The 21,782-nt window shown below is 65.8% G+C and carries 19 protein-coding genes and 1 riboswitch; of the genes, 13 read left to right on the top strand and 6 right to left on the bottom strand.

Annotated elements, in window-relative coordinates:
• On the bottom strand, window positions 1-1,941 hold the full coding sequence (locus BLIN9172_RS08945) for a helix-turn-helix domain-containing protein (protein WP_145997942.1): 1,941 nt from the start codon (window positions 1,939-1,941) through the stop codon (window positions 1-3).
• 201 nt (window positions 1,942-2,142) lie between these two features.
• Between BLIN9172_RS08945 and BLIN9172_RS08940 the strand changes: the two genes are divergently transcribed.
• The 3 genes from BLIN9172_RS08940 (at window position 2,143) to BLIN9172_RS08930 (ending at window position 4,699) form a co-directional block, all read left to right on the top strand.
• Window positions 2,143-2,670 carry a hypothetical protein gene (locus tag BLIN9172_RS08940; RefSeq protein WP_101554757.1) on the top strand — a complete coding sequence of 176 codons (528 nt, stop codon included), beginning with the start codon at window positions 2,143-2,145 and terminating at the stop codon, window positions 2,668-2,670.
• A 158-nt stretch (window positions 2,671-2,828) separates the two neighbouring features.
• Window positions 2,829-3,902, top strand: a complete 1,074-nt coding sequence (locus tag BLIN9172_RS08935) for a TM2 domain-containing protein (protein ID WP_101554756.1) — start codon at window positions 2,829-2,831, stop codon at window positions 3,900-3,902.
• A gap of 130 nt (window positions 3,903-4,032) precedes the next feature.
• Window positions 4,033-4,143, top strand: a riboswitch (SAM riboswitch).
• 43 nt (window positions 4,144-4,186) lie between these two features.
• On the top strand, window positions 4,187-4,699 hold the full coding sequence (locus tag BLIN9172_RS08930) for a hypothetical protein (RefSeq protein ID WP_101554755.1): 513 nt from the start codon (window positions 4,187-4,189) through the stop codon (window positions 4,697-4,699).
• A gap of 36 nt (window positions 4,700-4,735) precedes the next feature.
• Here BLIN9172_RS08930 and BLIN9172_RS08925 read toward each other — a convergent pair whose 3' ends face one another.
• Window positions 4,736-5,404 carry a metal-dependent transcriptional regulator gene (locus BLIN9172_RS08925; protein ID WP_101554754.1) on the bottom strand — a complete coding sequence of 223 codons (669 nt, stop codon included), beginning with the start codon at window positions 5,402-5,404 and terminating at the stop codon, window positions 4,736-4,738.
• A gap of 131 nt (window positions 5,405-5,535) precedes the next feature.
• Between BLIN9172_RS08925 and BLIN9172_RS08920 the strand changes: the two genes are divergently transcribed.
• The 5 genes from BLIN9172_RS08920 to BLIN9172_RS08900 all read left to right on the top strand — a co-directional run bounded on the left by BLIN9172_RS08920 (window position 5,536) and on the right by BLIN9172_RS08900 (window position 12,598).
• Complete coding sequence (locus BLIN9172_RS08920) at window positions 5,536-6,084, top strand: hypothetical protein (protein WP_101554753.1); 549 nt, start codon at window positions 5,536-5,538, stop codon at window positions 6,082-6,084.
• Between the two features lie 183 nt (window positions 6,085-6,267).
• Complete coding sequence (gene betT / locus BLIN9172_RS08915; RefSeq protein ID WP_101554752.1) at window positions 6,268-8,526, top strand: choline BCCT transporter BetT; 2,259 nt, start codon at window positions 6,268-6,270, stop codon at window positions 8,524-8,526.
• Window positions 8,527-8,727: 201 nt separating this feature from the next.
• Window positions 8,728-9,849: a hypothetical protein gene (locus BLIN9172_RS08910; protein ID WP_101554751.1), complete on the top strand. Its 1,122-nt coding sequence runs from the start codon at window positions 8,728-8,730 to the stop codon at window positions 9,847-9,849.
• 97 nt (window positions 9,850-9,946) lie between these two features.
• Entirely contained in the window at window positions 9,947-11,062 is a 1,116-nt protein-coding gene (locus BLIN9172_RS08905) for a hypothetical protein (RefSeq protein WP_145997941.1), read from the top strand.
• 3 nt (window positions 11,063-11,065) lie between these two features.
• Window positions 11,066-12,598 carry a lipase maturation factor family protein gene (locus BLIN9172_RS08900; RefSeq protein ID WP_101554749.1) on the top strand — a complete coding sequence of 511 codons (1,533 nt, stop codon included), beginning with the start codon at window positions 11,066-11,068 and terminating at the stop codon, window positions 12,596-12,598.
• A 104-nt stretch (window positions 12,599-12,702) separates the two neighbouring features.
• Here BLIN9172_RS08900 and BLIN9172_RS08895 read toward each other — a convergent pair whose 3' ends face one another.
• Window positions 12,703-13,989, bottom strand: a complete 1,287-nt coding sequence (locus tag BLIN9172_RS08895; RefSeq protein WP_101554748.1) for an Nramp family divalent metal transporter — start codon at window positions 13,987-13,989, stop codon at window positions 12,703-12,705.
• Window positions 13,990-14,059: 70 nt separating this feature from the next.
• On the opposite strand from BLIN9172_RS08895, the gene BLIN9172_RS08890 reads away from it, so the two are divergent.
• From BLIN9172_RS08890 to BLIN9172_RS08870, 5 genes are all read left to right on the top strand, one after another.
• Window positions 14,060-14,677, top strand: a complete 618-nt coding sequence (locus tag BLIN9172_RS08890) for a TetR/AcrR family transcriptional regulator (RefSeq protein WP_101554747.1) — start codon at window positions 14,060-14,062, stop codon at window positions 14,675-14,677.
• A 10-nt stretch (window positions 14,678-14,687) separates the two neighbouring features.
• Entirely contained in the window at window positions 14,688-15,044 is a 357-nt protein-coding gene (locus tag BLIN9172_RS08885) for a DoxX family protein (protein WP_101554746.1), read from the top strand.
• A gap of 168 nt (window positions 15,045-15,212) precedes the next feature.
• A complete protein-coding gene (locus BLIN9172_RS08880) occupies window positions 15,213-16,028 on the top strand; it encodes a class I SAM-dependent methyltransferase (RefSeq protein WP_101554745.1) in 816 nt (271 codons plus the stop codon).
• A gap of 88 nt (window positions 16,029-16,116) precedes the next feature.
• Window positions 16,117-16,629 (top strand): hypothetical protein, encoded by a 513-nt coding sequence (locus tag BLIN9172_RS08875; RefSeq protein ID WP_101554744.1) that lies wholly within the window; start codon window positions 16,117-16,119, stop codon window positions 16,627-16,629.
• 180 nt (window positions 16,630-16,809) lie between these two features.
• Window positions 16,810-18,042: a methyltransferase domain-containing protein gene (locus BLIN9172_RS08870; protein WP_101554743.1), complete on the top strand. Its 1,233-nt coding sequence runs from the start codon at window positions 16,810-16,812 to the stop codon at window positions 18,040-18,042.
• 125 nt (window positions 18,043-18,167) lie between these two features.
• Here the strand turns inward: BLIN9172_RS08870 and BLIN9172_RS08865 are convergent, their stop codons facing one another.
• The 3 genes from BLIN9172_RS08865 to BLIN9172_RS08855 form a co-directional block, all read right to left on the bottom strand.
• Window positions 18,168-18,974 (bottom strand): IclR family transcriptional regulator, encoded by an 807-nt coding sequence (locus tag BLIN9172_RS08865; protein ID WP_101554827.1) that lies wholly within the window; start codon window positions 18,972-18,974, stop codon window positions 18,168-18,170.
• Window positions 18,975-19,035: 61 nt separating this feature from the next.
• Window positions 19,036-20,484 (bottom strand): amidohydrolase family protein, encoded by a 1,449-nt coding sequence (locus BLIN9172_RS08860; protein ID WP_101554742.1) that lies wholly within the window; start codon window positions 20,482-20,484, stop codon window positions 19,036-19,038.
• Entirely contained in the window at window positions 20,481-21,749 is a 1,269-nt protein-coding gene (locus BLIN9172_RS08855) for an allantoate amidohydrolase (protein WP_101554741.1), read from the bottom strand. The genes BLIN9172_RS08860 and BLIN9172_RS08855 overlap by 4 nt, the downstream gene beginning before the upstream one ends.
• Window positions 21,750-21,782 lie beyond the last annotated feature (33 nt).

Raw genomic sequence — 21,782 nt, 5'->3', positions numbered from 1 at the left:
TCACCTTCCTTGTGATGGCTGCGGCTCGAGGCTGCTGCCCATCAGTTCCATCGTCCCGGCCGCGACACCGCTCAAGAGCGAATGCCCCAGCGTCTTCGCGGCACGTTCCTTCACCTGCAATTGTTGTCGATATCCGGCCAATCTCCGCATCGCATCTTCGACCGCGTCGACCTGGTCGGCAGGAATGCGGGGAATCTGCCAGTTCGCGTACTCCTTCGACTGCGCATCGTTGATGACCGCGGCCAAGGTGTGCGGACCGATCGGGGCGCCACCGGCCCTCCGCAGGATCTTGTTCGGCGAGACCACCAGCGCCCCGCCCCGGTCATCAACCCACGCTGTCGGCGGATTCGAGCAGAAGACGACGTCTCCCGGTCGGGTTCTCATGCTGCGACGCAGCGAGCTTTCGGCGACGAAGGCATCAACTCGGAACACTTCGCCACCTCCCCTGGCATCGACGACCGGCACCGCACCAGTGTCCTCCGCCAGCGATTCGTCGATCCGACTGCCGCTGTGACGGGTGACCGTCCCGCCCTCGATCATCGTTCCGAGCGAAGTCGATCCCACCACCAGCGAGGCGGGGCGGTCGGTGACATAGATGTCGAAGACCTCGGTCGCCTCGGCGGTTTCGATCGAAGCGGCGCGCACGTCGTCGATGAAGTCCTGCCGCCCGGTCGCGAAGCTCACCGCTCGGGTGCCGGGCGGAACAACGGCCTCGCCGCCGAGGATCGACCGAAGATCACGCGACCTGACATACCGGACCGCGCGAGCGGGCAGCTCGTTCGGCACGGTTCCGGCAGCCAGCACTCCGGCCACATCGGTCGACAGATCAGACCGGTCGACCGGGACCTCGCTGAGATCGGCCACCCATGGGTGGTCGAGAGTGGCACCTCCTTTGAGCAGCCACAGTCCGCTGCTCTGTCGCGGAGCGTGTTTCCACAGACCGCGAGGCAGTCGCAGCGCACAGACGAGAGGTCCGTGGTTCGCAGAACGACTGCTTCGCAGTGATTCCGAACGCCGCTGCTCCGCAGTGCCGTCGAGTCGCCCGCAGAGCAGGTCGGCAGGACCGGCGACGATCGCGTACTCATTGGGATTGAGATCGAGAATCACCCGATCGAGTCTTTCGAGCACCTCTGCGCTCTCCAGACCGTAGACGGCGACGACTGACACCGTCGGTCGTTCGGCGTCGAGGGCCAGCCACCCGCGCAGAAGCGCCCTCCTTCGCAGGTCACGGATGTGGGGAGAGTCGGTGGTCACATGCGAGGCCAAACCCTCCACCGTCTCCGCCACGGCGAGGAGGTCAACGTCCTCGCACTCGAGGACGAGCTCCCCCGTCGCCGAGGATCCCAGCTCATCGGAGGCAGACTCGCCGTCAGCGACGACTCCCTCGACGACGGAGGCGATGACATCCACGAGTCCGGGATCGAAACCTCGTCGTTCCTGGCTCCGGCTCAATCGCCCCGTTTCCAACCGGTCCAGGGCATCGGCGGCACCGAACGACGCGGCATAGAGGTCGTCGACGTAGTCCAGCGTGGCAGCGGCGAACTCGGTGTCGATGACCTCGCTGAGGAGAAATCGATCAGCAGGATCGAGGGAGGCGGCGATCTCGACGAGCATCGACTCACCGAGGTTGCTGAGATCGTCCTCGGCATTGTCCCTCAGACACAGAAGAACCAGCGCGTGGTCGATCGACACCCCAGTGGGAATGCCGGCGGCCGGAGCATCTTCGACGAACTCCGCATTGTTGCCGCGGCCCGTGCGCCGCAGCCATTCGACGACAGCCTCGGCATGGAAGAGTTCACGCCCGTCCGGGCCTTCGGTCCCCTCCGGGAAGGGGATTTCGCGACCTCTGACCGTGGTGCGTCTGCGCCATTGGGACACTGCCGGCCGGGAGACACCTGCCAAGTCGGCAATGTCCTGCATCGACATCATTGCGTCGCTCACTGCGCCTCCCATTGCACTCGCGTTTTCCGTTGTGCCCCGATCCTAGGCGAGCCTGCACAAGTTCTTACACGCATTCACTGTTAAGCCCTCTTAACGGTGTATTTGTTGCTCAATTCTATGCGTATGTCGTGGACTGAGTTCTCAACGACCGGCCGAACCATGCTGGTCGATGCACCCCGACCAGCGATAGGACGGCCCCGAATGAACTCGTTCCCACATCCGCCTCCGCACCATGACGGCGGACATCAACACCAACAGCCCTACAGCGCCCCATCCTCCCCGGTGCCCCTGACACCGCAGCGGTCCACCAAGCACATCTGGTTCGGGCTCGGCGGTCTGGTGATCGGGCTGCTCCTCGGAGTCGGAACGGTCGGGGGAATCGTCGGGATCAGTTCGCTTGCCGAGGCCGACGCGCAGGCAGCTCAGGCAGAGCTCATGGCCGACGGCTACGAGACATGCTCGCTCGACTCGGTTGACGGAGCGACACTCAGCGCAGACAGGCTGAGCGTCGACTTCGACGGTGCCGGGATGTACTTCGGCCCGGATCTTGCCGACGTGTACTGCCTCGGCGACGCCTTGGGCATGCCCGACTCTGTGAGCTCCCGGATGGGGCAGACACGGGCGCTCGACGGAACACAGACCGCGGATTGGGACTCGTTCTCAGTGTCGTGGAACTACCACCCCGATGACGGACTCGGTGCGATCTTCGAGTACGTCCCGGATTCGTGACCCTTCGCGAACAGTCCACCTGACTGCTCGCTGCCCACCGCCGGTCGGTGGCCTGCACGCCGCTCACCGATCGGCGCATCGCGCACAGCCAGCCGAGGTGCCCCAAACGCCCGTCACCGTCATTCACATCACACCGCTATACACACCCAAGGAGAATCATGTCCCACAACCCGCACGAACAGCCCACCCGATTCGCCACTTCGAACAACAATCTGCCACAGGAATCAGCCAAAAGCTTCGTTCTGACCTGGCTCTTTGCTTGGTTCCTCGGCTTCTTCGGAGTCGACCGCTTCTACCTCGGCAAGGTCGGCACCGGCATTCTCAAACTGTTGACGCTCGCCGGATTCGGCATCTGGTGGCTGGTCGACGTCATCGTCGTCCTGGCCGGCAAGGCGACTGACAAGTCCAGGAGACCACTGTCGGGATACCGGCAGCATCGCACTGTGGCGTTCGCGGTCACTGCCGGCTTCGTTGCAGTCGGCATCATCGGGAGCAGCATTGCCGGAAACAGCGGTGCCGAAGACGTCTCCGGACCGGCCGTCGCGGACGACCAGCAGTCCGAGGAGACGTCGCCCGATAAGGACACGCCGGCGCAGGAGGCACCTGCGGAAGAGGCGCCTGAAACCGCCGAGCCTGCGGTCGAGGAGCCCACGGCAGAGCCTGCGCCAGACGAAGTCGACGCCGCATCCTGGGCAGTCGATAAGTACGGAGCATTCAGCACTGTCAGCGAAAACGGAACCGGCGACTCGATCATCACGCTTCCTTCCGACGCGACCGCGGGGCTCGTCACTGCGACCAATACGGGCGGCGGCAACTTCGTCCTTGACGTCCTCGACGACTCCAACCAGTCGACCGGAGACCTCCTGGTCAATGAAATCGGTTCCTACGAAGGCACAACGGCCTATGGAATCAACTCCTTCGGAGAGGCTTCTTCTCTCCAGATCACGTCCGACGGCAATTGGGACATCACGATCGAACCGATCTCCGCAGCACCGGAACTCGAACCGACCGGCACAGGAGACGCTGCGTACCTCTACACCGGGGCGCCGACTCAGCTGACAGCCACCCATAAGGGCGACTCGAACTTCGTCGTCTACGAAGATACCGACGAGTTCTCCATGGGGCTGCTCATCAACGAGATCGGCACGTACGAAGGCACTGTCCCCCTGTCGGCAGGTCCATCGTTCATCACCGTCAACGCCGATGGCGAGTGGAGTCTGACGACCGACTGATCCGCAGCCGGCGAACAGGGCCGCCGAAAACAGACGGCGGCCGTGTTCGCACTGTTCAGACACGTTCGGCAGCTGAGTCGAGACGCGCCTCCGCTGCCCTTGTCACCCCCTCCGTCTACACTGAGAACACGTTCGCGAGTTGTGGCCATCGGTACCTGGCCGGCCACACGGCAACCCGTCATCGACCGGGTGCCCCAGGGGAAGAACGGGCCCGTGTCAACCGCTCGGGCAAGCTTCGATCCGGGTCAGCGTTGCCGAAGCGCGCCCGAGAAGGACGGTGTGCCATGTCCGCAGACTTCGACAACGACTCCGCCGATTCCCACAACGACGCCGAGAACCGTCGCAGGGCCGCTGAACAGTGGCCGGGATTCGACCCCGACGAGGCCCTGCACTGGTCGAAAGTGCTCCTCCACCACTCCCCCGACCCGCAGCGTGCCGGCATCAAAGCCCAGATGAGCTCGGCGATCAAACGGGGCATCCCGATTACCGGACCGGGTTGGGTGAGCACGGCCGATGCCGCGCGCAGTGATGGCTTCACACCGGTGCTCTATCAGACCCTGTTCGAAACGCTGCGAACCATTCCCAAGACGGCGTTCCGGTCCCACCCGTGGCATCGACGGAACACGCACGGAACCTACCTGCCCGGCACCCCCTATGAATCAGAACTCTGGGGCGACTGGCCGAAGCTCTTCCTCGCCGAAGGCTTCGACGCTCACGCGGCCACAGCACTGACCCTGCTGCGTGCCGAACCGAAGTTCCCCCGCCCGCGCACACGCGGCGAAGGCGAGAGTGCCTGACCCCGCGCGACGAAGGCGAGACTCCGGTCCCGCCCGTCACCTCGCCGCGGCCGCCTCCAGATACACGGCCGCGGCGAGCGCGGCAGCGATCGTCTCCCGCCTCCCGCCGATGTCCACGGTCACCGCGTCATCAGTGCGATCGACGACGTCGAGCGCGACATCGGGAAGCACACCCGCCTCGGCGAGCTTGCCCAGAACAACAGGATCGGCGTCGGAAACCCTCAGCACCGCATAGGACCCGACGGCCGCCTCGGCGAGGAGGGTCGGAGTATGGGAATCGACGGCACCATCGGCACCCGGGATGGGATCGCCGTGCGGGTCGGACGCCGGGTGGCCGAGGAACGCATCGATGCGGTCGATGAGCCGATCGGAGGCGGCGTGTTCGAGGATCTCGGCCTCATCATGGACCTCGTCCCAGCCGTAGCCGAGCGACTCGACGAGGAACGTCTCGATGAGCCTGTGCCTGCGCACCATCGACAGGGCGATCGCCTTGCCCTGCTCGGTGAGCACGGGCGGACGGTAGGGCACGCGTGTGATGAGACCGAGTTCGTCGAGTCGTTTGAGCACCTCGGTGACATTGGCCTTCGTCGTTCCGAACCGGTGCGCAAGCTCGGTGGCCGTCATCGGATCCCCGCCCCATTCCTGGGCCGACCAGATGGCCTTGAGGTAGTCCTGACTGACCTCGGAGACTTCACCTACACGCATGCCCTCAGTATCCCATGGACGCATCGCCCCACCCGGAACTTCACCCGAAGTGAGCGATCGGGCACAGATGTTCCCAAACGATTACGACCGACCCACCCCATCGCCGAGGCGGCCCTGCCAGAATCACATTCATGACCTCCCATTCCCTCCCCTCCGACTCGGTTCACCCAGCCGACGACCCCGACCGACCGGACTCAGTGCGGCCCGCCGTCCCCGACGGCCCCTCACTCGCAGAGGGCGGCTGGTTCCCGTTCCGTGCGTTCCGCCGCTGGGCGAGGACCCGCAGAACGGACTCTCGCCCAGCAGCCCAGCGGGGGTCCACCGCCCCGGACAGCCCGCGACCACGATCAGAGCGGTTCAATGCACGCGGCCTGTTCCGCCCCGGCGAGATCGAATACGCGCGGCTGCGGAGCCTGCCGCCGTTCGACACCGATCTGCTCATCCTCACCAACGTGCGGATCATGCGGGTGCGCACCGACGCTCAGGGTTCCATCGCCCAACTCTCGGAAGCGACGCCTCGGCAGGCAGCCGACGTCCGCGCCGAGGAATCCCGTGGACGGGCGACCGTGACCGTCGAGCTGCACGTCGGATCGTCGATGCGGCTGGAGGAGACCACCCCCGCCGAGGCGCAGCGCTTCGTCGACACCTTCACCGAGGTGGTTTCCCGCTCACGGACTTGAGCGCCGTCTCCCGAACCTGAACAGCCCCGTTCCCCGCCTGATCGGAGGCTTAATTTGGTCGGCCCTGCCCCTTAGTCTGCTACCTCAGAAGAGGGGGTGACGAATTTGTGAGAAACCTCCACTCGTAGAACGGATCGGGCCCATTTCGGGCCCTGTCCCTTTTTGTCTACCGGAGGTCGATGCGTGCAGGATCCGAACGAAGAGAAGTTGAAGCGCCCAGTCGTCGAACGTGAGCGATTCGGCGGCACCGACCGTGCGACGCGAATCAGCAGGGACATCGACCCCGAGAAGCGCGCTCCGATCGACAGCACGGAGATGAGCAAAGGCCCTGAGGAGCTCTCCGACCAACGCGGCTCCCGGGTCAACTGGCGAGTCTTCATCGTCGCCTCTCTCATCATCCTCGCATTCTCCGTGTGGGCGATAATGATGCCCGACTCGGCTCAGTCGACCATGAAGACGGCTGTGGACTGGATCGCAGAGAACCTCGGTTGGTTCTATGTCGTCACCGTCACCGTCGTCATCGGCTTCGTCCTCTGGGTGGCGCTGTCCAAGGAAGGCGGCGTCAGGCTCGGCCCGGACCACTCCCGTCCGCAGTACAACCTCTTCACTTGGGTCGCGATGCTCTTCGCCGCAGGCGTCGGCATCGACATGCTCTTCTACTCGGTGACCGGACCGATCACCCAGTATCTCCACCCGGTCAATGCCTCCCCCGAATCGGCGGCGGCCGCTCAGGACGCCGTCGTGTGGACGATGTTCCACTACGGCATCGCCGGCTGGTCGATGTACTCGCTGCTGGGCATGGCCATGGGCTACTTCGCCTATCGCTGGGGTATGCCCCTGTCGATCCGCGCGGTCCTTTACCCGCTGCTGGGCAAGCGCGTGCGCGGTGCCACCGGTGATGTCATCGACATCTTCGCCCTCGTCGGCACCGTCTTCGGCGTGGCCACCTCGATGGGCATCGGCGTCGTCCTGCTCAACGTCGGGTTCGCCACTCTCTTCGGTCTCGAAACCGGACTGGCTCTGCAGATCGCGCTCGTCATCGTGGCAGTCGTCATGACCGTCGCCGCCTGCACGTCGGGCGTGGACAAGGGCATCCGTCTCGTCTCCGAGCTCAACCTCTGGTCGTGCGCGGCGATGATGCTCTACATCCTCGTCACCGGCAAGACCGCGTTCCTGCTCAACGCCATGGTCGAGAACATCGGCCGCTTCATCTTCGCCCTGCCCGAACGCACCCTGCAGACCTTCGCCTATGTCGACGGCGGCTCCGAATGGATGGGCGGCTGGACCCTCTTCTTCTGGGCCTTCTGGCTCGCTTGGGGTCCCTTCGTCGGACTGTTCCTCGCCCGCATCTCCCGCGGCCGCACCCTGCGTGAGTTCGTCATCGCAGCGATCACTGCTCCCGTGCTCTGTGACTTCATCATCGTCACGATCTTCGGCAACTCGGCTCTGTCCGAGGTGTTCAACGGCAACGATGAGTTCGCGAAGACGGCCATCGCCTCTCCGGAACAGGGCTGGTACGACCTGCTCGAGATGTTCCCGGGAGCGACTTTCCTCATCGGCCTGGCCACGCTGTCCGGCCTGCTCTTCTACCTCACGAGCGCGAACTCCGGCGCCATGGTGATGTCGAACTTCTCCTCCTCCATTCCGAATCCGGAAGAGGACGGCAAGAAGTGGCTGCGCATCTTCTGGGCGCTGGTGACCGCAGTGCTCACGATCGCCATGCTCGTCGCCGGCGGCGTGACGACGATGGAGTACGCGACCCTGATCTTCGCCCTGCCGGTGACGATCATCGCCTACCTCGTCATGGCTTCGTTCTCGAAAGTGCTGCGCATGGAGCGCGCCGAGCGTGAGGGTCGGATCCGTCGTCGCCGCACCACTGCCGCTCATGGTGGACGCGCCCCGGAAAAGACCTGGCGTCAGCGTCTGGCGACCCTGCGGTCCTACCCGACGAAGAAATCCGTCGAACGCTTCGTCGCCGAGGTGGTCGGGCCGTCCCTGGACGCCGTGGCCACGGAGTTCCGCGAACTCGGCTACACCGTCGAGCACCTCCAGACCATGGACGAGGACACCGGCATCACGACGAACACGCTCAATGTCGACATGGGCGAGCAACGCGACTTCCACTACGAGGCCGCGGCCGTCGAAGCGAATGTGCCGTCGTTCGGTGCCCGCAACGCTCCCCGCGGAGACGACAAGTACCTCCGCATCGAGGTCTTCACCCAGACCGGTTCGGAAGGCTACGACCTCATGGGTCTGAGTTCGCAGCAGATCATCGACGACGTGCTCGACCGGTACGAGAACCACCTGTCGTTCCTCGCCTATTCGCACGAGCACTCCTACCAGTCGGTCGTCACCCCTCCCACGCCGCCGACCACGGATTCGATTCCGGCGGTGCCCACCTCGGCGGGTGAGGTCGAGGAGCTCGAAGAATCGAAGCACTGACTCAGCCCCCTCGCCGAGGCGGCCGTGCCCACCCGTGCACAACCGCCTCGGTGACGGGGTGGGCGCAGAAGGAGCGGTGACCGATACGGTCACCGCTCCTTCTGCGTCGTGACGGGGAATCTGAGCGGGGACCGCTCGAATGTGTCAGGACCGCTACCAGCACACCATCGGTGCCGACCGCGGTGGTGACACAATCGAATCATGAAGTTCAGGGGCCCGACCATCGGCATGATCGTCCTCTTCGGACTGCTCATCGCCGGAATCTCACTTGCCGCCTTCACCTCGACGAATGCGGGAGTCGCATCGAAGCACAGTCCCGACGAATTCGGCGGCGACCCGTACTTGGCGCCGTCCGTGATCTTCGGAATCCTCCTCGCCGTACATTCTGTCGCAATCGCGGCGATGGCCATCCTCAGCGGGGACGATCATTCCGACAGCGCCGAGGCGAATCCGCACACTCCACGGCAGCCGAAGTCGGTCACCCAGTTCGTCCGTGCTCCGCTGTCGCGGGTTCTCCTCGTCGGACCTATCTGGGCGCTCTGCTCTTTGGTGGCACTGTTCATCGGCCATTCGTATGCCGCGGACCCCGGCTTGTCGGGAACTGTCTGGGGAGACCTCACCGGCAACCCGCTCTCCGCCCTGTCGATCGTGTTCCTCTGCTGGGCGACGGCGAACATGTCCTTCGCCTGGTCCTCTCTGGCCGAAGCGTTCAACCGGGATCGCCGCTCGGCCCCGCTCACGGTTCTCATCTGCGGGCTCGGTCTGGGGTGTCTGACGGCCGGTCTCTTCGGCTACTTCGGACTCGCCACACTTCCGACGATCATTGCGTTTCCGCTGGGTGTGGTCTGTCTGATCGTCTCGACTGCTCTGCTCATCCCGCTCAGATGGTGGGCGATCAGACGAGTCGACCGGTTCGACTCCGGCGAACGGCCATCTGCTGGCAGTCGGCGAGGTCCCGGCCGGTCCACCCAACCGCCCGCAGACGCCCTCCAGCCCGGCGAGCGGGTTCTGACCAGCTACCTCGGAAAGGCATTGGACGCCCATTCGAACGGCAACACCACCGACCCGCAGATGCTCGTGTTGACCGACCGGCGGATCTTCCGTGCCTCGATCATTACGCCGGGGCGCACGTTCGTCCTCGAACAGGCCGAGCCCGGCCAACTGAGCGGCGGCTCATCGGAGCTGCACAGCAACCGTGTGATCACTACGGTGCTGTTCAACGACCGGCAGCCGATGAGCGTTCCAGGCGGAACTGCGGAGGCATCCGGTCGCTTCGCCGAGGCGATCACCGTCCTTGCTCGGACGGGTCGTCTTCCCCGCTGACCAGAGGGGCACATTCAGACATAACGCTGACCCCGACGCAACGGATCCGCAACATCGCAGCGCCGCGGACTCGCAGAGTTCCTGCGAGGATGGAGGCATGAATAGGGACAGACGCTCCAGGAGCACGACGCTCGTGTTCGGGATCGGATTCGCCGTCTTCGCCTCGATTCCGTTCTTCCTTGCCAATGCCGGTATCAACCCGCTCCGCACCCACGTGCTCAGAGGGATCAATCCGGACCAGGCGCCGAGCATCGGGATTCTAGTCCTGTTCTTCTTCTCCGCCATCGCCGCCTTCGCCTTCTATGAGGACAAATCGCCTGCCGGCAGCAGCGCCGCCCGTACACAGCAGGCAGCGGATCTCCATGGGGTGAAACGCAAGCAGCCGCCAACCGCCTTCGTCCGGGGGTCCTGGCCTCGAGTGTTCGCCGTCGGACCGGTGTGGGCCGTCTGCGGAGTCATCGCCGCTTTCGTCTGGCACGCCTTCGCGAAGGACTCGGGCATTCCCGGCACCGTCTGGGGCGACCTGACATTGTCCCCGCTGCCGGCCTTCGCCCTGCTGTTCGGACTGTGGGCCACCGTCAACCTCAGCCTCACTCTCGGAGCGATCGCCGATGCCTTCCACCGCACGCTCTGGGCGATCTTCCTCATCGTCTCAATCCTCATCGCGATTCTGGCCATCACCATCGGCGTCGTGGCCTCGAACATCCTCACGATGTCGCCGGTCGCGGCTCTGGCAGTGACCGCCGTCTGCCTCCTCATCACCACGGTCGCCCTGATCCCTGCCCGTCTGTTCGCCGTTGCCCGCGCACGCGTCACCAACCGGATCGATGCCGCCCACGAAACTCGACTGCAGTCGCTGCTGACAGCCCTCGCCCCAGGTGAGGACCTCATGCTCCACTTCGCCGACAGGGAGAACCCTGCCGGACAGATCCTCGCCGCCACGAACCAGCGGCTCCTCCTGGCTGCACCCACCAGCACGGGAACCGGACCGACCCGACCGGGACAGGTCCGCATCCTCGACCAGGCCCATCCAGGACAGCTGCACGGAGCCAGCACCAAGTTCCTCCCAGCCGGGCACACCACCTCGGTGCACTTCCGAGACCGCCCGGACATGGAACTCATCGGAGGGGACCCGAGCGAGGCAGACACGTTCGCCGAGGCACTGACCTCACTGGCCAGGACCGGCCGTCTTCCGCAGGAGGAGGATACTTAAGCCATGGAACTCAGCCAGGTGGTCGCTCTGCTCACCGCTGGCGACTACACGATCTCCCGCGAGATCATCCAACGCGGTATCGCGCTGCTCTTCCTCATCGCCTTCGCTTCCGCGTTCAACCAGTTCCCGGCACTGCTGGGCGAACGGGGACTCACCCCTGCTCCACGATTCATCGCTCTGACCTCGACCCGACAGGCTCCGACGATCTTCCGCTGGAAGCGGTTTGCGTATTCGGACCGGCGACTCCGCCTCGTCTGCGTGGCCGGAATGGTTCTGGCCGCCTCGGCGATCATCGGGCTGCCCCAGGCCGGTCCCGCATGGGTGCCGATCCCGGTGTTCTTAGGCATGTGGGCGCTGTACTTCTCGATCGTGTCGATCGGGCAGCGCTTCTACGGATTCGGTTGGGAATCGCTGCTGCTCGAGGCCGGATTCCTCATCGGCTTCCTCGGCTCCCACGAGGTGGCCCCGACGTGGGCGATGATCCTGCTGCTGCGCTGGTTCGTCATCCGCGTCGAATTCGGAGCCGGAATGATCAAGATGCGCGGGGACTCATCCTGGCGCGACCTCACCGCGATGGACTATCACCATCAGACCCAGCCGATGCCGAACCCTGCCAGCCGACTCGCCCACCTCATGCCCGGCTGGTGGCACAGGAGTGAGACGCTGGGCAGCCATATCGTCCAACTCGCCGCGCCGTGGCTGCTGTTCCTGCCCCAGCCGATCGCCTCGTTCGCGGCTGTCGCCATCATCATCACCCAGCTCGCTCTCGTCATCAGCGGCAACTATGCGTGGCTGAACTGGGCGACGATCCTGCTCGCCTGCTCCGGAATCAGCGATACGTTCTTCCGGTGGATCGTGGGCGGCCCGTTCCCCGGATGGGGGTGGAATTCCGTGGCCGCGATCGTCACCGATCCCACCGTCACCGAGGCGGCCGGTTCGTCCGCGGGTGCCGGTCCCTCTCAGCCGATGCCCGTGTGGTGGCTGATCATCGTCCTCGTATTCGTCGCGTGGCAGGCCTGGCTGAACGTGCCAGCGCTGCGCAACCTCTTCTCACCGAACCAGCTGATGAACGCGAGCTTCAATCGGCTCGGACTCGGCAACGCCTACGGCGCCTTCGGGTCGATGACCGAGACCCGCAACGAGATCATCATCGAAGGGTGGGACGACGAGCGCTGGCGCGAGTATCGGTTCAAGGGCAAACCCGGTGACGTTCTTCGTCGCGGGCCCGTCGTCGCGCCCTATCATCTGCGCCTCGACTGGCTCATGTGGTTCGCCGCGCTCGGCGACTACCGGCAGACGTGGTTCACCGAGCTGCTGCGCGCGATCGGCTCCGGTGATCCGCAGATCCGCCGCCTCATGGGCCCCGACCCCTTCGACGGTGCCGCCCCAGACCTCATCCGCGTCCGCGTCTTCACCTACCGCTATGCCACCCGCGCCGAACGGCAGGCCGCCGTCGCTGCCGGAGAACCGAAGCCGTGGTGGGTGCGCTCGGACCCGCGCGTCCTCGTCCGGCCGATTGACCTGCGTCAGGGCTGAGTCCGCCCGGGAACGCGTGACCGTCACCCCCGACTGAGGATGTCCGCTTCCCGGGGAATCACCGCAGGGATTCTTCCCCGACCGACGACCCGCCTCGGCGAGGGTCACTCCACCCCGAGAGCCAACAGAACGATGAGGACGACGTTGAGTGCGATGATGAGCGCCGAGGCGGCCGCCGCGATGATCGTGATCCATCGCGCGTTCGCGAATTCGCCCATCACCCGGCGACTGTTCGTGAGCCTGACCAGGGGAATCATCGCGAACGGGATGCCGAGGCTGAGCACGACCTGGCTGAGCACGAGCGCCCAGGTGGGGTCGACTCCGATGGCGAGGACGACGAGTGCCGGGATCATCGTGAACGCGCGCTGCCACACGATCGGAAAGTTCACGCGCAGCAGGCCCTGCATGATCGACGCACCCGCATAGGATCCGACGGCGCTCGAAGCCAGCCCCGAGGCCAGCAGTCCGATGCCGAAGAAGAGGCCGACGACCTCGCCGAGGTTGGCCGTGACGACCGCGTGCGCTCCTTCGATGGTGTCGGTGCCGGTCTGCCCGCGCAGCGCCGCGGCGGCCAGCAGCAGCATGGCGATATTCACGGACCCGGCGATGACGAGGGAGAGCACGACGTCCCAGCGGCTGGCGCGCAGCAGCTGCCCGATCGAGGTGGTCGCATTGTCCCGGTGACGGTCGACCGAGAGCGCCGAGTGGAGGTAGATCGCATGGGGCATGACGGTGGCGCCGAGCATGCTCGCGGCCAGGACCACGGAGTTCGTGCCCTCGAGCCGTGGCACGATTCCACCTGCGGCTTGCCCCCAATTCACACCCCCGACGAACAGGCCTGCTAGAAAGCCGATGGCGATGATGACCAGGAAGGCGATGATGACGAACTCGAAGGGACGCTGACCGCGGGTGGATTGGATCGACAGCAGGAACAGCGACACCACCCCGACGATGACCCCGCCGAGCAGGAGCGGCAGATCGAAGAGGATCTTCAGTGCGATCGCCCCGCCGATGACTTCGGCGAGATCGGTGGCGATGGCGACGACCTCGGCCTGCCCCCAGTACGCGAGTCGGCTTCTCTTGCGGAGGCGATCACCGAGGAGGCTCGGCAGCGACTGCCCGGAGACGAGTCCGAGCTTCGAGGACAGGTATTGGACGAGAACGGCGACGAGGTTCGCTGCCACGAGCACCCACACGAGCAGGTACCCGTACTCCGCACCGGCGGTGAGGTTGGCCGCGACGTTGCCCGGATCGACATACGCGATGGCCGCAACGAAAGCAGGGCCGAGGAGGACTGCAGTGGAGATCTTCTTCCGGCCATGCTTCTTCAGTCCACGCTCGCGGGTGCGCACCGATGCTGAGGGATCGACGTTCATGAAGTTAAGGTACATTAACTTTCCTGCCGAAGACAACACGACACTTGGTCTGGAAAGTGAACACGGAAGGGCTTAGGGTTCGAGCATGGTCAGTGAACACGTTCAATCGAGGTCGGGAAAGCGCCAGAAGACCGAGGATCGGATCATCGGTGCCGCCGCCGAACTGTTCCTCAAGCATGGCTTCAAGGCCACGACCATCCGGGCGATCGCCAGGGCCGCCGAGGTGTCGGTGGGCCGAGTGATGTCGGTCGGTGACAAGGACGTCATCCTCGTCCGATGCTTCGATCGGTGGATCGGGCAGCTGCAGAACGGGACGTACACGGCATCGCCTCGGCGAGGCAGTCTCTCGCAGCGCGGGAGCTCGTCGGTGCAGCGTCATCTGCTCGAACTCTTCCTGCCGTTCCTCGAGTTCTTCGCCGAACACGAGGATCTGTCCCGCGACTATGCGGCGGCGATGATGCGGGTCAGGGGCGAGCCGGAGGTATTCAACACCCTCGCCGTGGACCTGCAGAGCCGCCTGAGCGAGTCACTGGTCTCGATCGGGATCAATGAGGGCCACGCACGCGCGAGCGCCGCAGCTCTCTACGACTCGTACCTGGGCATCCTCTTCCGGTGGGCGGCGACGACGATGAGTCTCGACGACGCCGTCGAGGCGATGCTGGCCAGCATCGTCTTCCATACGAGAGTCAGGGGTTCGCTGTGAAGGGTTCACCGTGATCCTGCTGCCCGATCCGGTCAGGCCGGTCGTCGTCCTCGCGGTCATCGTCTTCGGCGACGCCCTGCTCACCTTCCGTCCCCCGCGGGCGATCGCCGCCTGCCTCGACGGGGTCGGCTTCCCGCGGGAGTGGTGGTGGGTACTCGCCGTCGTGAAGTTCCTCGCCGCGGCCGGACTGGTGACGGGGATCTGGATTCCCGGGCTCGGCGCAGCAGCCGCGGCGGGCCTCGTCGTCTACTTCCTCTGCGCCGCTGCCGCTCACCTGCGAGCGAGGTATGTCGGTCGGGATTTCTGGCTCAATTGCCTGGGAATGCTCGTCGTCTGCATCGCGGTGCTCGTGTTCTGCTTCCTCTGAATAGCCCATGCCTCAGTCCGGAGAATTCTTCGCCATATCCCGCTCCTCGATCCTGTTTTGGCCTAGAGTCGAAGTACGGCACCCGCGCCCCTGCGGCGCCCAGCCGTCCGGCAGAGTTGCAGAACTGCTCGGTGATGGTGCCGAGCCACCCGGCAGAGGAGTGTGGACATGCCCGAATATGCCGACAGCAGTCGCACGCGCGACGAGACTCCCCACGAACGCCACGAGCGATGGGCCTGGATCCATGAGACGGCGGCGATGACCGGGTGGGATTTCTCCCCACTGGCCGGCCGCCTCGTCGCCGATGATCCGCCGTGGGACTTCGATCAGATCTGCCTCGATGCGATGGCCGAGTCGAGCAGATGCCTCGACATGGGCACGGGAGGCGGCGAGCGCCTCGCCGAACTCATCGATCGCCTCGAGGATGCCCGACCTCCCGGCGAACCCTCGCCGACGATCTCCGCGACCGAGGGGTGGGAACCCAACGTGCCCCTGGCCGCCTCGATGCTGGAGGACTACGGCGTCGAGGTCACCCGGTACGACAGCGATCACCACCCGGAGATGCCCTGGGATGACGACGAGTTCGACCTTGTGATGAACCGCCACGAAAGCTATGACCTCGCCGAGGTGGCCCGCGTGCTCTCCCCGGGCGGACTGTTCCTCACACAACAGGTCGACGGCACAGAGGCGCAGGAGTTCCGTGACCTCTTCGGGGGCGGGGTGGGCGATCTGCGCCAGCAGCTCGAGCCGTGCATCAGCGACGTCGAGAGTCAGGGACTGGCAATCGAGGCGGCCCGCAAGTGGCAGGGAACGATGCGCTTCACCGACGTCGAGGCGGTCATCGAGTACCTCGCCTACATCCCGTGGGATGTCCCCGGGTTCTCCGTCAGGTCCAACCTCCATGTCCTCAGACGCCTGGCCGAGTCGAGTGAGCCGATCACAGTCACGCAGAAGAGGTTCCTCATCGTCGCCCGCAAACCCTGACTCGCGCTGCCTGCAGGGTGGTTTTCCCGACCCCACTCTTGGGATAGCAGGGTGGGGCGCCGCCTTTCCGCGTCGATAGCGTCGAAGCATGACTTCGACGGACTTCTCGTACCCCCAGCCCACCGACGATGAGCTCGCGGCACAGCAGCCCCGAGTCCCCGCCCCTCCCGTCCATCCCGTCTATGCCTCGCCGCGGCCCGACGATCTGGCTGATGCGCACAACGGCGTCAACACACGAATGGATGGCGCCGCCTCGGTGAAGTCGCCGGCGCTGGGCAAGGTGGCCGTGGCGCTCTCGATCGTCGCCATGGCCCTGAGCCTGGCCGCCTCGGTGATCTTGGGCGTGACCGTCGGGCCGTCCGAGGCCGCGTCCGGCTACTACTTCACGGACACACCGCATTGGTATCAGACCCTGGCGACCATGCTCGTCGGAGTCCAGGGCCTGTGCACCTGCTTGGGTCTCACGGGAATCCTCCTCGGCATCACGGCCGCGGTCACCGGGCGGGGCCGTACGCCCGGCATCATCGCCATCGCCGTCGCTGCGATCGCCCCGTTCGTTTCATTCGGCACCTTCGTCGCCCTCGCCTTCATCGCCGCCTGATTTCCTGGCGCGCGCCTCTCCCGACTTCGCCGAAAAACGGGCTGAGCGCCGAAGAACGCGTGTGCGCATGCGTTTCTCGACACTCACCCCGTTTTTCGACGAACTGTCCGAAATTATCTACGGCTGCCGGACGATCCGGGTCAACGATTCCGGGGGCCGATCACCGACTAGAATTGCGGGATGACGACCTTGCCGCTCTCCCTCGCCTCGGCGGATCATGGGCGCCTGCATTGCGGGTATTTCGAGCGCGGGAAATGCCGTTCCTGCGCCCTCATCGAAACGCCCTACGAGCAGCAGATCACGGACAAGGAATCGTGGTGTCGGGAGACCCTCGCCGAGGCGGCTCCACGTGAATGGCTGCCAACCTTCGCCGGCGGGGTGCGGGACTTCAGGAACCGGGCGAAGCTCGCCGTCGGAGGGTCAGCCGGGCACGCCACCTTGGGCATCCTCGATCAGGAGTTCCACGGTGTCGATCTGCGTGACTGCGGGATTCAGGCCCCCGCGATCCGTGCAGTGATTCCGGTACTCGCGGAATTCCTCGATGGCACGGGACTCGAGCCCTATGATGTCGTAGCGCGCCGCGGGGAATTGAAGTTCGTCCATGTCACCGCGGCGCCGTCGGGTGAGCTGATGATCCGGTTCGTCGTCCGCACTCAGCATGGACTCGATGTGCTGCGGTCGCGGAAGGGTCCGCTCTTCGAACTCGTCCCAGCTGCGTCCGTGGTGTCGGTGAATCTGCTGCCGGAGCACAAGGCCGTGCTCGAAGGCAGCCGCGAGGAGATGTTCCGCGGGGAATCGCTGCGGATGAACCTCGACCGGGTGAATCTGCATCTGCGGCCGCAGAGTTTCTTTCAGACGAACACCGCCGTGGCCATCGGACTGTACAACCAGGTCGCCGAATGGGTGGACTCAGTGGAGGCCAAGAACCTGTGGGATCTCTACTGCGGCGTCGGTGGATTCGCGCTCTACTGTGCAGACAGCTCCCGCCACGTCACCGGTGTCGAGATCAGCGAGCAGGCGATCGAATCCGCGAAGATCAGCGCCAGCGAGCTCGGCATCGACGCACGATTCCTCGCCGGCGATGCCACAGAGTTCGCCGAGGAGCACCTGGGTGGTGCTGGTTCCTCGCCCCTGGTCGACGTTCCCGCCTCGTGCGCTGAGGAACACCTAGCCACGGATGAACGGCCGGACTGCGTGGTCGTCAACCCCCCTCGGCGCGGGATCGGGGCCAAGCTGTCGTCTGTGCTCGAGGATTCGGGTGTCGAGCACATCGTGTATTCGAGCTGCAATCCCGTCTCCCTGGCCAAGGACCTCGCCCGGATGCCGAGCTATACCGTCGAGCGGGCGCGGATCTTCGACATGTTTCCGCACACGAAGCACCTCGAGGTCGCGGCCCTGCTGCGCCGGCAGTGAGAACGGAGGACTCACAGCGTTGGAAACTCACACCGTGTAATCCATACCCTCGGCCATGCGCACCTCGGCAAGCGTCGCCTCGGCGACGGCATTGGCCCGCTCGTTGCCGGCGGACAGGACGCGCCTCACCGCAGCTTCGCGGTCACCTCGGCGGCGGTGGCGATGACCTTCTCGGCCAGCGACGCCAATGGATCGGAGTCCACCCCAGACCCCTGATCCAGGTCCTTCCCCGCGCCCTTATCCGCCCCCGTTCCCGCGGCCTTCACGCTGTCGGACACTGACAGTCCGACGGCGGCGATCGGGCGTCCCAGCACATCGAACACCGGTGCCGCGATCGTCGAGATGCCCGGCGTCACCTCTCCATGTTCGATCGCCCAGCCGACTCGCCTCTCCTGGGCGAGCACGGCGTTGAGGGCCTTGACCGAGGTCGGGCCCTTACCGGTGCGGGTGACGAATCCGGTCTCGGACTGCAACATCGCGAGCACCTCGGACTTCGGCAGCTGCGCGAGGATCGCCCGCCCCGTCGCGGTGAGGTAGCTGGGCATGCGCACCCCGGTGGCGGTGATGACGGCAACCGACTTCAGCGACTGCTCCTTGAGCACATACTCGGTCTCCCAACCGCGGATGATCGCGAGCTGTGCCGTGGCGGCTGTGTCTTCGGCCAGCTGTCGCACGATCGGCTGCGCCAACCGCTGCAGCGGGTTCGTCCGCAGGTAGGACGCCCCGAGCTCGTGCACGCCGGCCCCGAGCACGTACCCGGAATCAGTGCGCGCCACGAGCCCGAGCTCCTCGAGGACGTTGAGGATGTCGTAGGCGCTCGATCGCGGAATGTCGAGGGACCGGACCAGCGCGCCGGCCGTGATCGCCCGGTTCGACACCGCCATGTGCCGCAGGATCGCGATCGCCCTGCGCAGCGCGGGAACCTCAGCCACGGCGACCACCTCCGATCCCGGCAACGCCGGCATGCCTACCCGCAACGACCTCAGCCACGATTCAGCCTTCCATCTCCAGCGCCGCGAACGCCTGCGCGTAGAGCTCGGAGATGTCCCCGAGTTCGGCGTGCACGCCGTCGCGCACGCGCACTCGACCGCCGCTGACGGTCAAGGACACGTCCGTCGAGGTGGCCGTGAGGATGATCTGTTCGTCCAGTGATCCCATGGTGCGCATGCTGTCGGTGCGCAGGGCGACGAAATCGCACGCCTTCCCGACCTCGAGCGCGCCGACGGGCAGGTCGAGGCTGCGTGCCCCTCCTTCGGTGAGTGCCGTGATGAGTTCGGTCGGTGAGAATCGGCCGCGCTGACCGGAGCGCAGGCGTTCGCCGGCTTCGAGCCCTTGGGTCTCGCGCAGGGCGTCGAGGACGACGTGCTGGTCGGAGCCGAGCGAGATCACAGCTCCGGCGTCGGCGAGTTCCCGGGCCGGTCCGATGCCGTCAGCGAGGTCCGCCTCGGTGCACGGGCACATGACGATCGTCGACCGGGAGCCGCCGAGGATCGCGATGTCCTCCTCGCTCAGGTGGGTAGCGTGGACGGCCGAGAGCCGGTCGGTGACGACTCCGGAACGTCCGAGCACCTCGGTGGGACTGGCTCCGTACGCACTCTGGCAGGCCTCGTTCTCCGCGGGCTGTTCGGACAGGTGCACGTGCACGGGCCCGGTGAGTTCGGCGAACCTCGGCAGGTTCGCGGCCGGGACTGCGCGGATCGAGTGGATGGCCGCGCCGACGTGGACGAAGCTCTCACCTGGAGCGTTGACAGGGAACTCCTCGGCGAAAGCTTCGGTGAGTCCGGCATGACGGTCCATGTACCCGTCGATGGTGCCGTCACCGAAACGAGCCTGTTCGGGCGAGAGTTCCGCGTCAATGGCGCCGGTGAGGTAGCAGGTGTCGAGGAGTCGGATGCGGATCCCCGCCGAGGCGGCCGCCCGTGCCAGCGCTCGTTCCATCGCGTGGGCGCGAGGTTCGGCATCGTCGTTCGCGTCCCCGCGGGGACGTGCGGTGTGGTCGTCCGCCTCGGCGACCGGATCCGCCGCGTCCCCGCGGGGACGTTCCGTGCCGTAAGGGGTTCCGTCCTGTGCATGGTGGACGTAGTGGAACTCCCCCACCGAGGTGTAGCCGCCGGCGAGCATCTCGGCGAACACGGCACGGGCCACGGTCCCGTAGGACTGGGGGTCGAGTTTCGCGGCGACGGAGTACATGACTTCGCGCCAGGTCCAGAAGGTGCCGCCGTCGCCGTGGGTGCGGCCGCGCAGCATCCGGTGGAAGGCATGCGAGTGCGCGTTGACACCGCCGGGGAGGACGAACCCGTGCACCGCCTCGGCGTCGGACGGGGCGGTGTCGATCCCGGTTTCGACGGCGGTGAGCGTTCCGGTGTCGTCGGCGCTCAGCAGGACTCCGCGGGCGACGGCTCCGTCGACCCAGGCGGATTCGCACCAGTAACGGGTGCTCATCGTGCACCTCCGTTCGTCGGGCCTCCGACACTGCCGTCGACAACGGCGTGTTCGATGCCGAGTTCGCGGGCGAGCACGTTGACGAGCGCGTCGACCCCGGCCCTCTGGTCGTCGACCTCGCAGGCCTCTTCGGGAGCGTGAGAGACGCCGGTCGGGTTGCGGACGTAGAGCATCGCCGACGGCACGTGAGGTGCGAGGATTCCGGCATCGTGTCCGGCTCCCGAAGGCAGGAGCGGAGCGTCCGGCAGCACCGAAGTCAGGCGCGAGTTGAGGCCGGCGGTGAAGTGAGTCGTCGGAGAGTAGGACTCCTGCGAGATGGTCACCTCGACACCGGAATCAGCGCCATGGTCCTGGGCACGACGGCTGATCGCCTCGAGCACCTGCTTGACGACGGCATCGTCAGGGTGGCGGATGTCGAGCCAGAAGCTCATGGTCGAAGCGATGACGTTCGTCCCGCCGGGGTGGATGAGGGTGCGGCCCACGGTCGCCACGGCGCTCGCGTCAGTGGCGGCCGCTAGGGTCGGGATGTCCCCGATCACGCGGGAGGCCGCGACCACAGGGTCGGCGCGATGGCTCATCGGAGTCGTGCCGGCGTGGTTGCCCTGACCGGAGAAGGCGAAGTGCCAGCGCCCGTGGCCGATGATCGAGGAGCCGATGGCGACGGCCTGATCGGTGTTGATCAGACCGACGCCCTGTTCGACATGGAGTTCGATGAAGGAACCGATTCCGGCCAGCCGAGACTGGTCACGCCCGATCCGATCCGGGTCGAGGCCATAGCCACGGGCGACGTCGGCGAAGGTGTCACCGGCGGCGTCCTTGAGGCCGAGCGCGCGGTCAGCGTCGATGGCGCCGGTGAGCAGCCGCGAGCCGAGACAGGCGACGCCGAAGCGTGAGCCTTCTTCTTCGGGGAACACTGCCAGAGCGAAGGGCCGGGTGGCCTGGTCGAGCGCGCCGGAGGCCTTGAGCACATCGAAGGCCGCCAGCGCCGAGGCGACACCGAGAGGACCGTCGAACTCGCCGCCGCCGGGCACCGAGTCAAGGTGGGAACCGGTGACCACGGCATTGTCACCAGGCGGGGTGGCCCAGGCCCACGTGATTCCGTTGGCGTCGATCTCCGTGTCGAGGCCACGGCGGTCCGCCTCGGCTAGGAACCACTCACGCAGCTTCCGTTCGGTGGCCGAGAATCCGGGCCGCTGGTAGCCCGGCCCGCGGGTGTCGCGGCCGGTGTCCTCGATCTGGCTCAGCAGCGAGACGACATCGCTCATTAACAGTTCACTCCGTTCGAAATCGGTCGGGCC

Origin of the sequence: Brevibacterium linens ATCC 9172 (assembly GCF_900169165.1) — a bacterium.
Lineage (GTDB): Bacteria > Actinomycetota > Actinomycetes > Actinomycetales > Brevibacteriaceae > Brevibacterium > Brevibacterium linens.
Note: the sequence above shows the minus strand (reverse complement) of the source record. Positions and strands in the feature narration are given on the sequence as shown.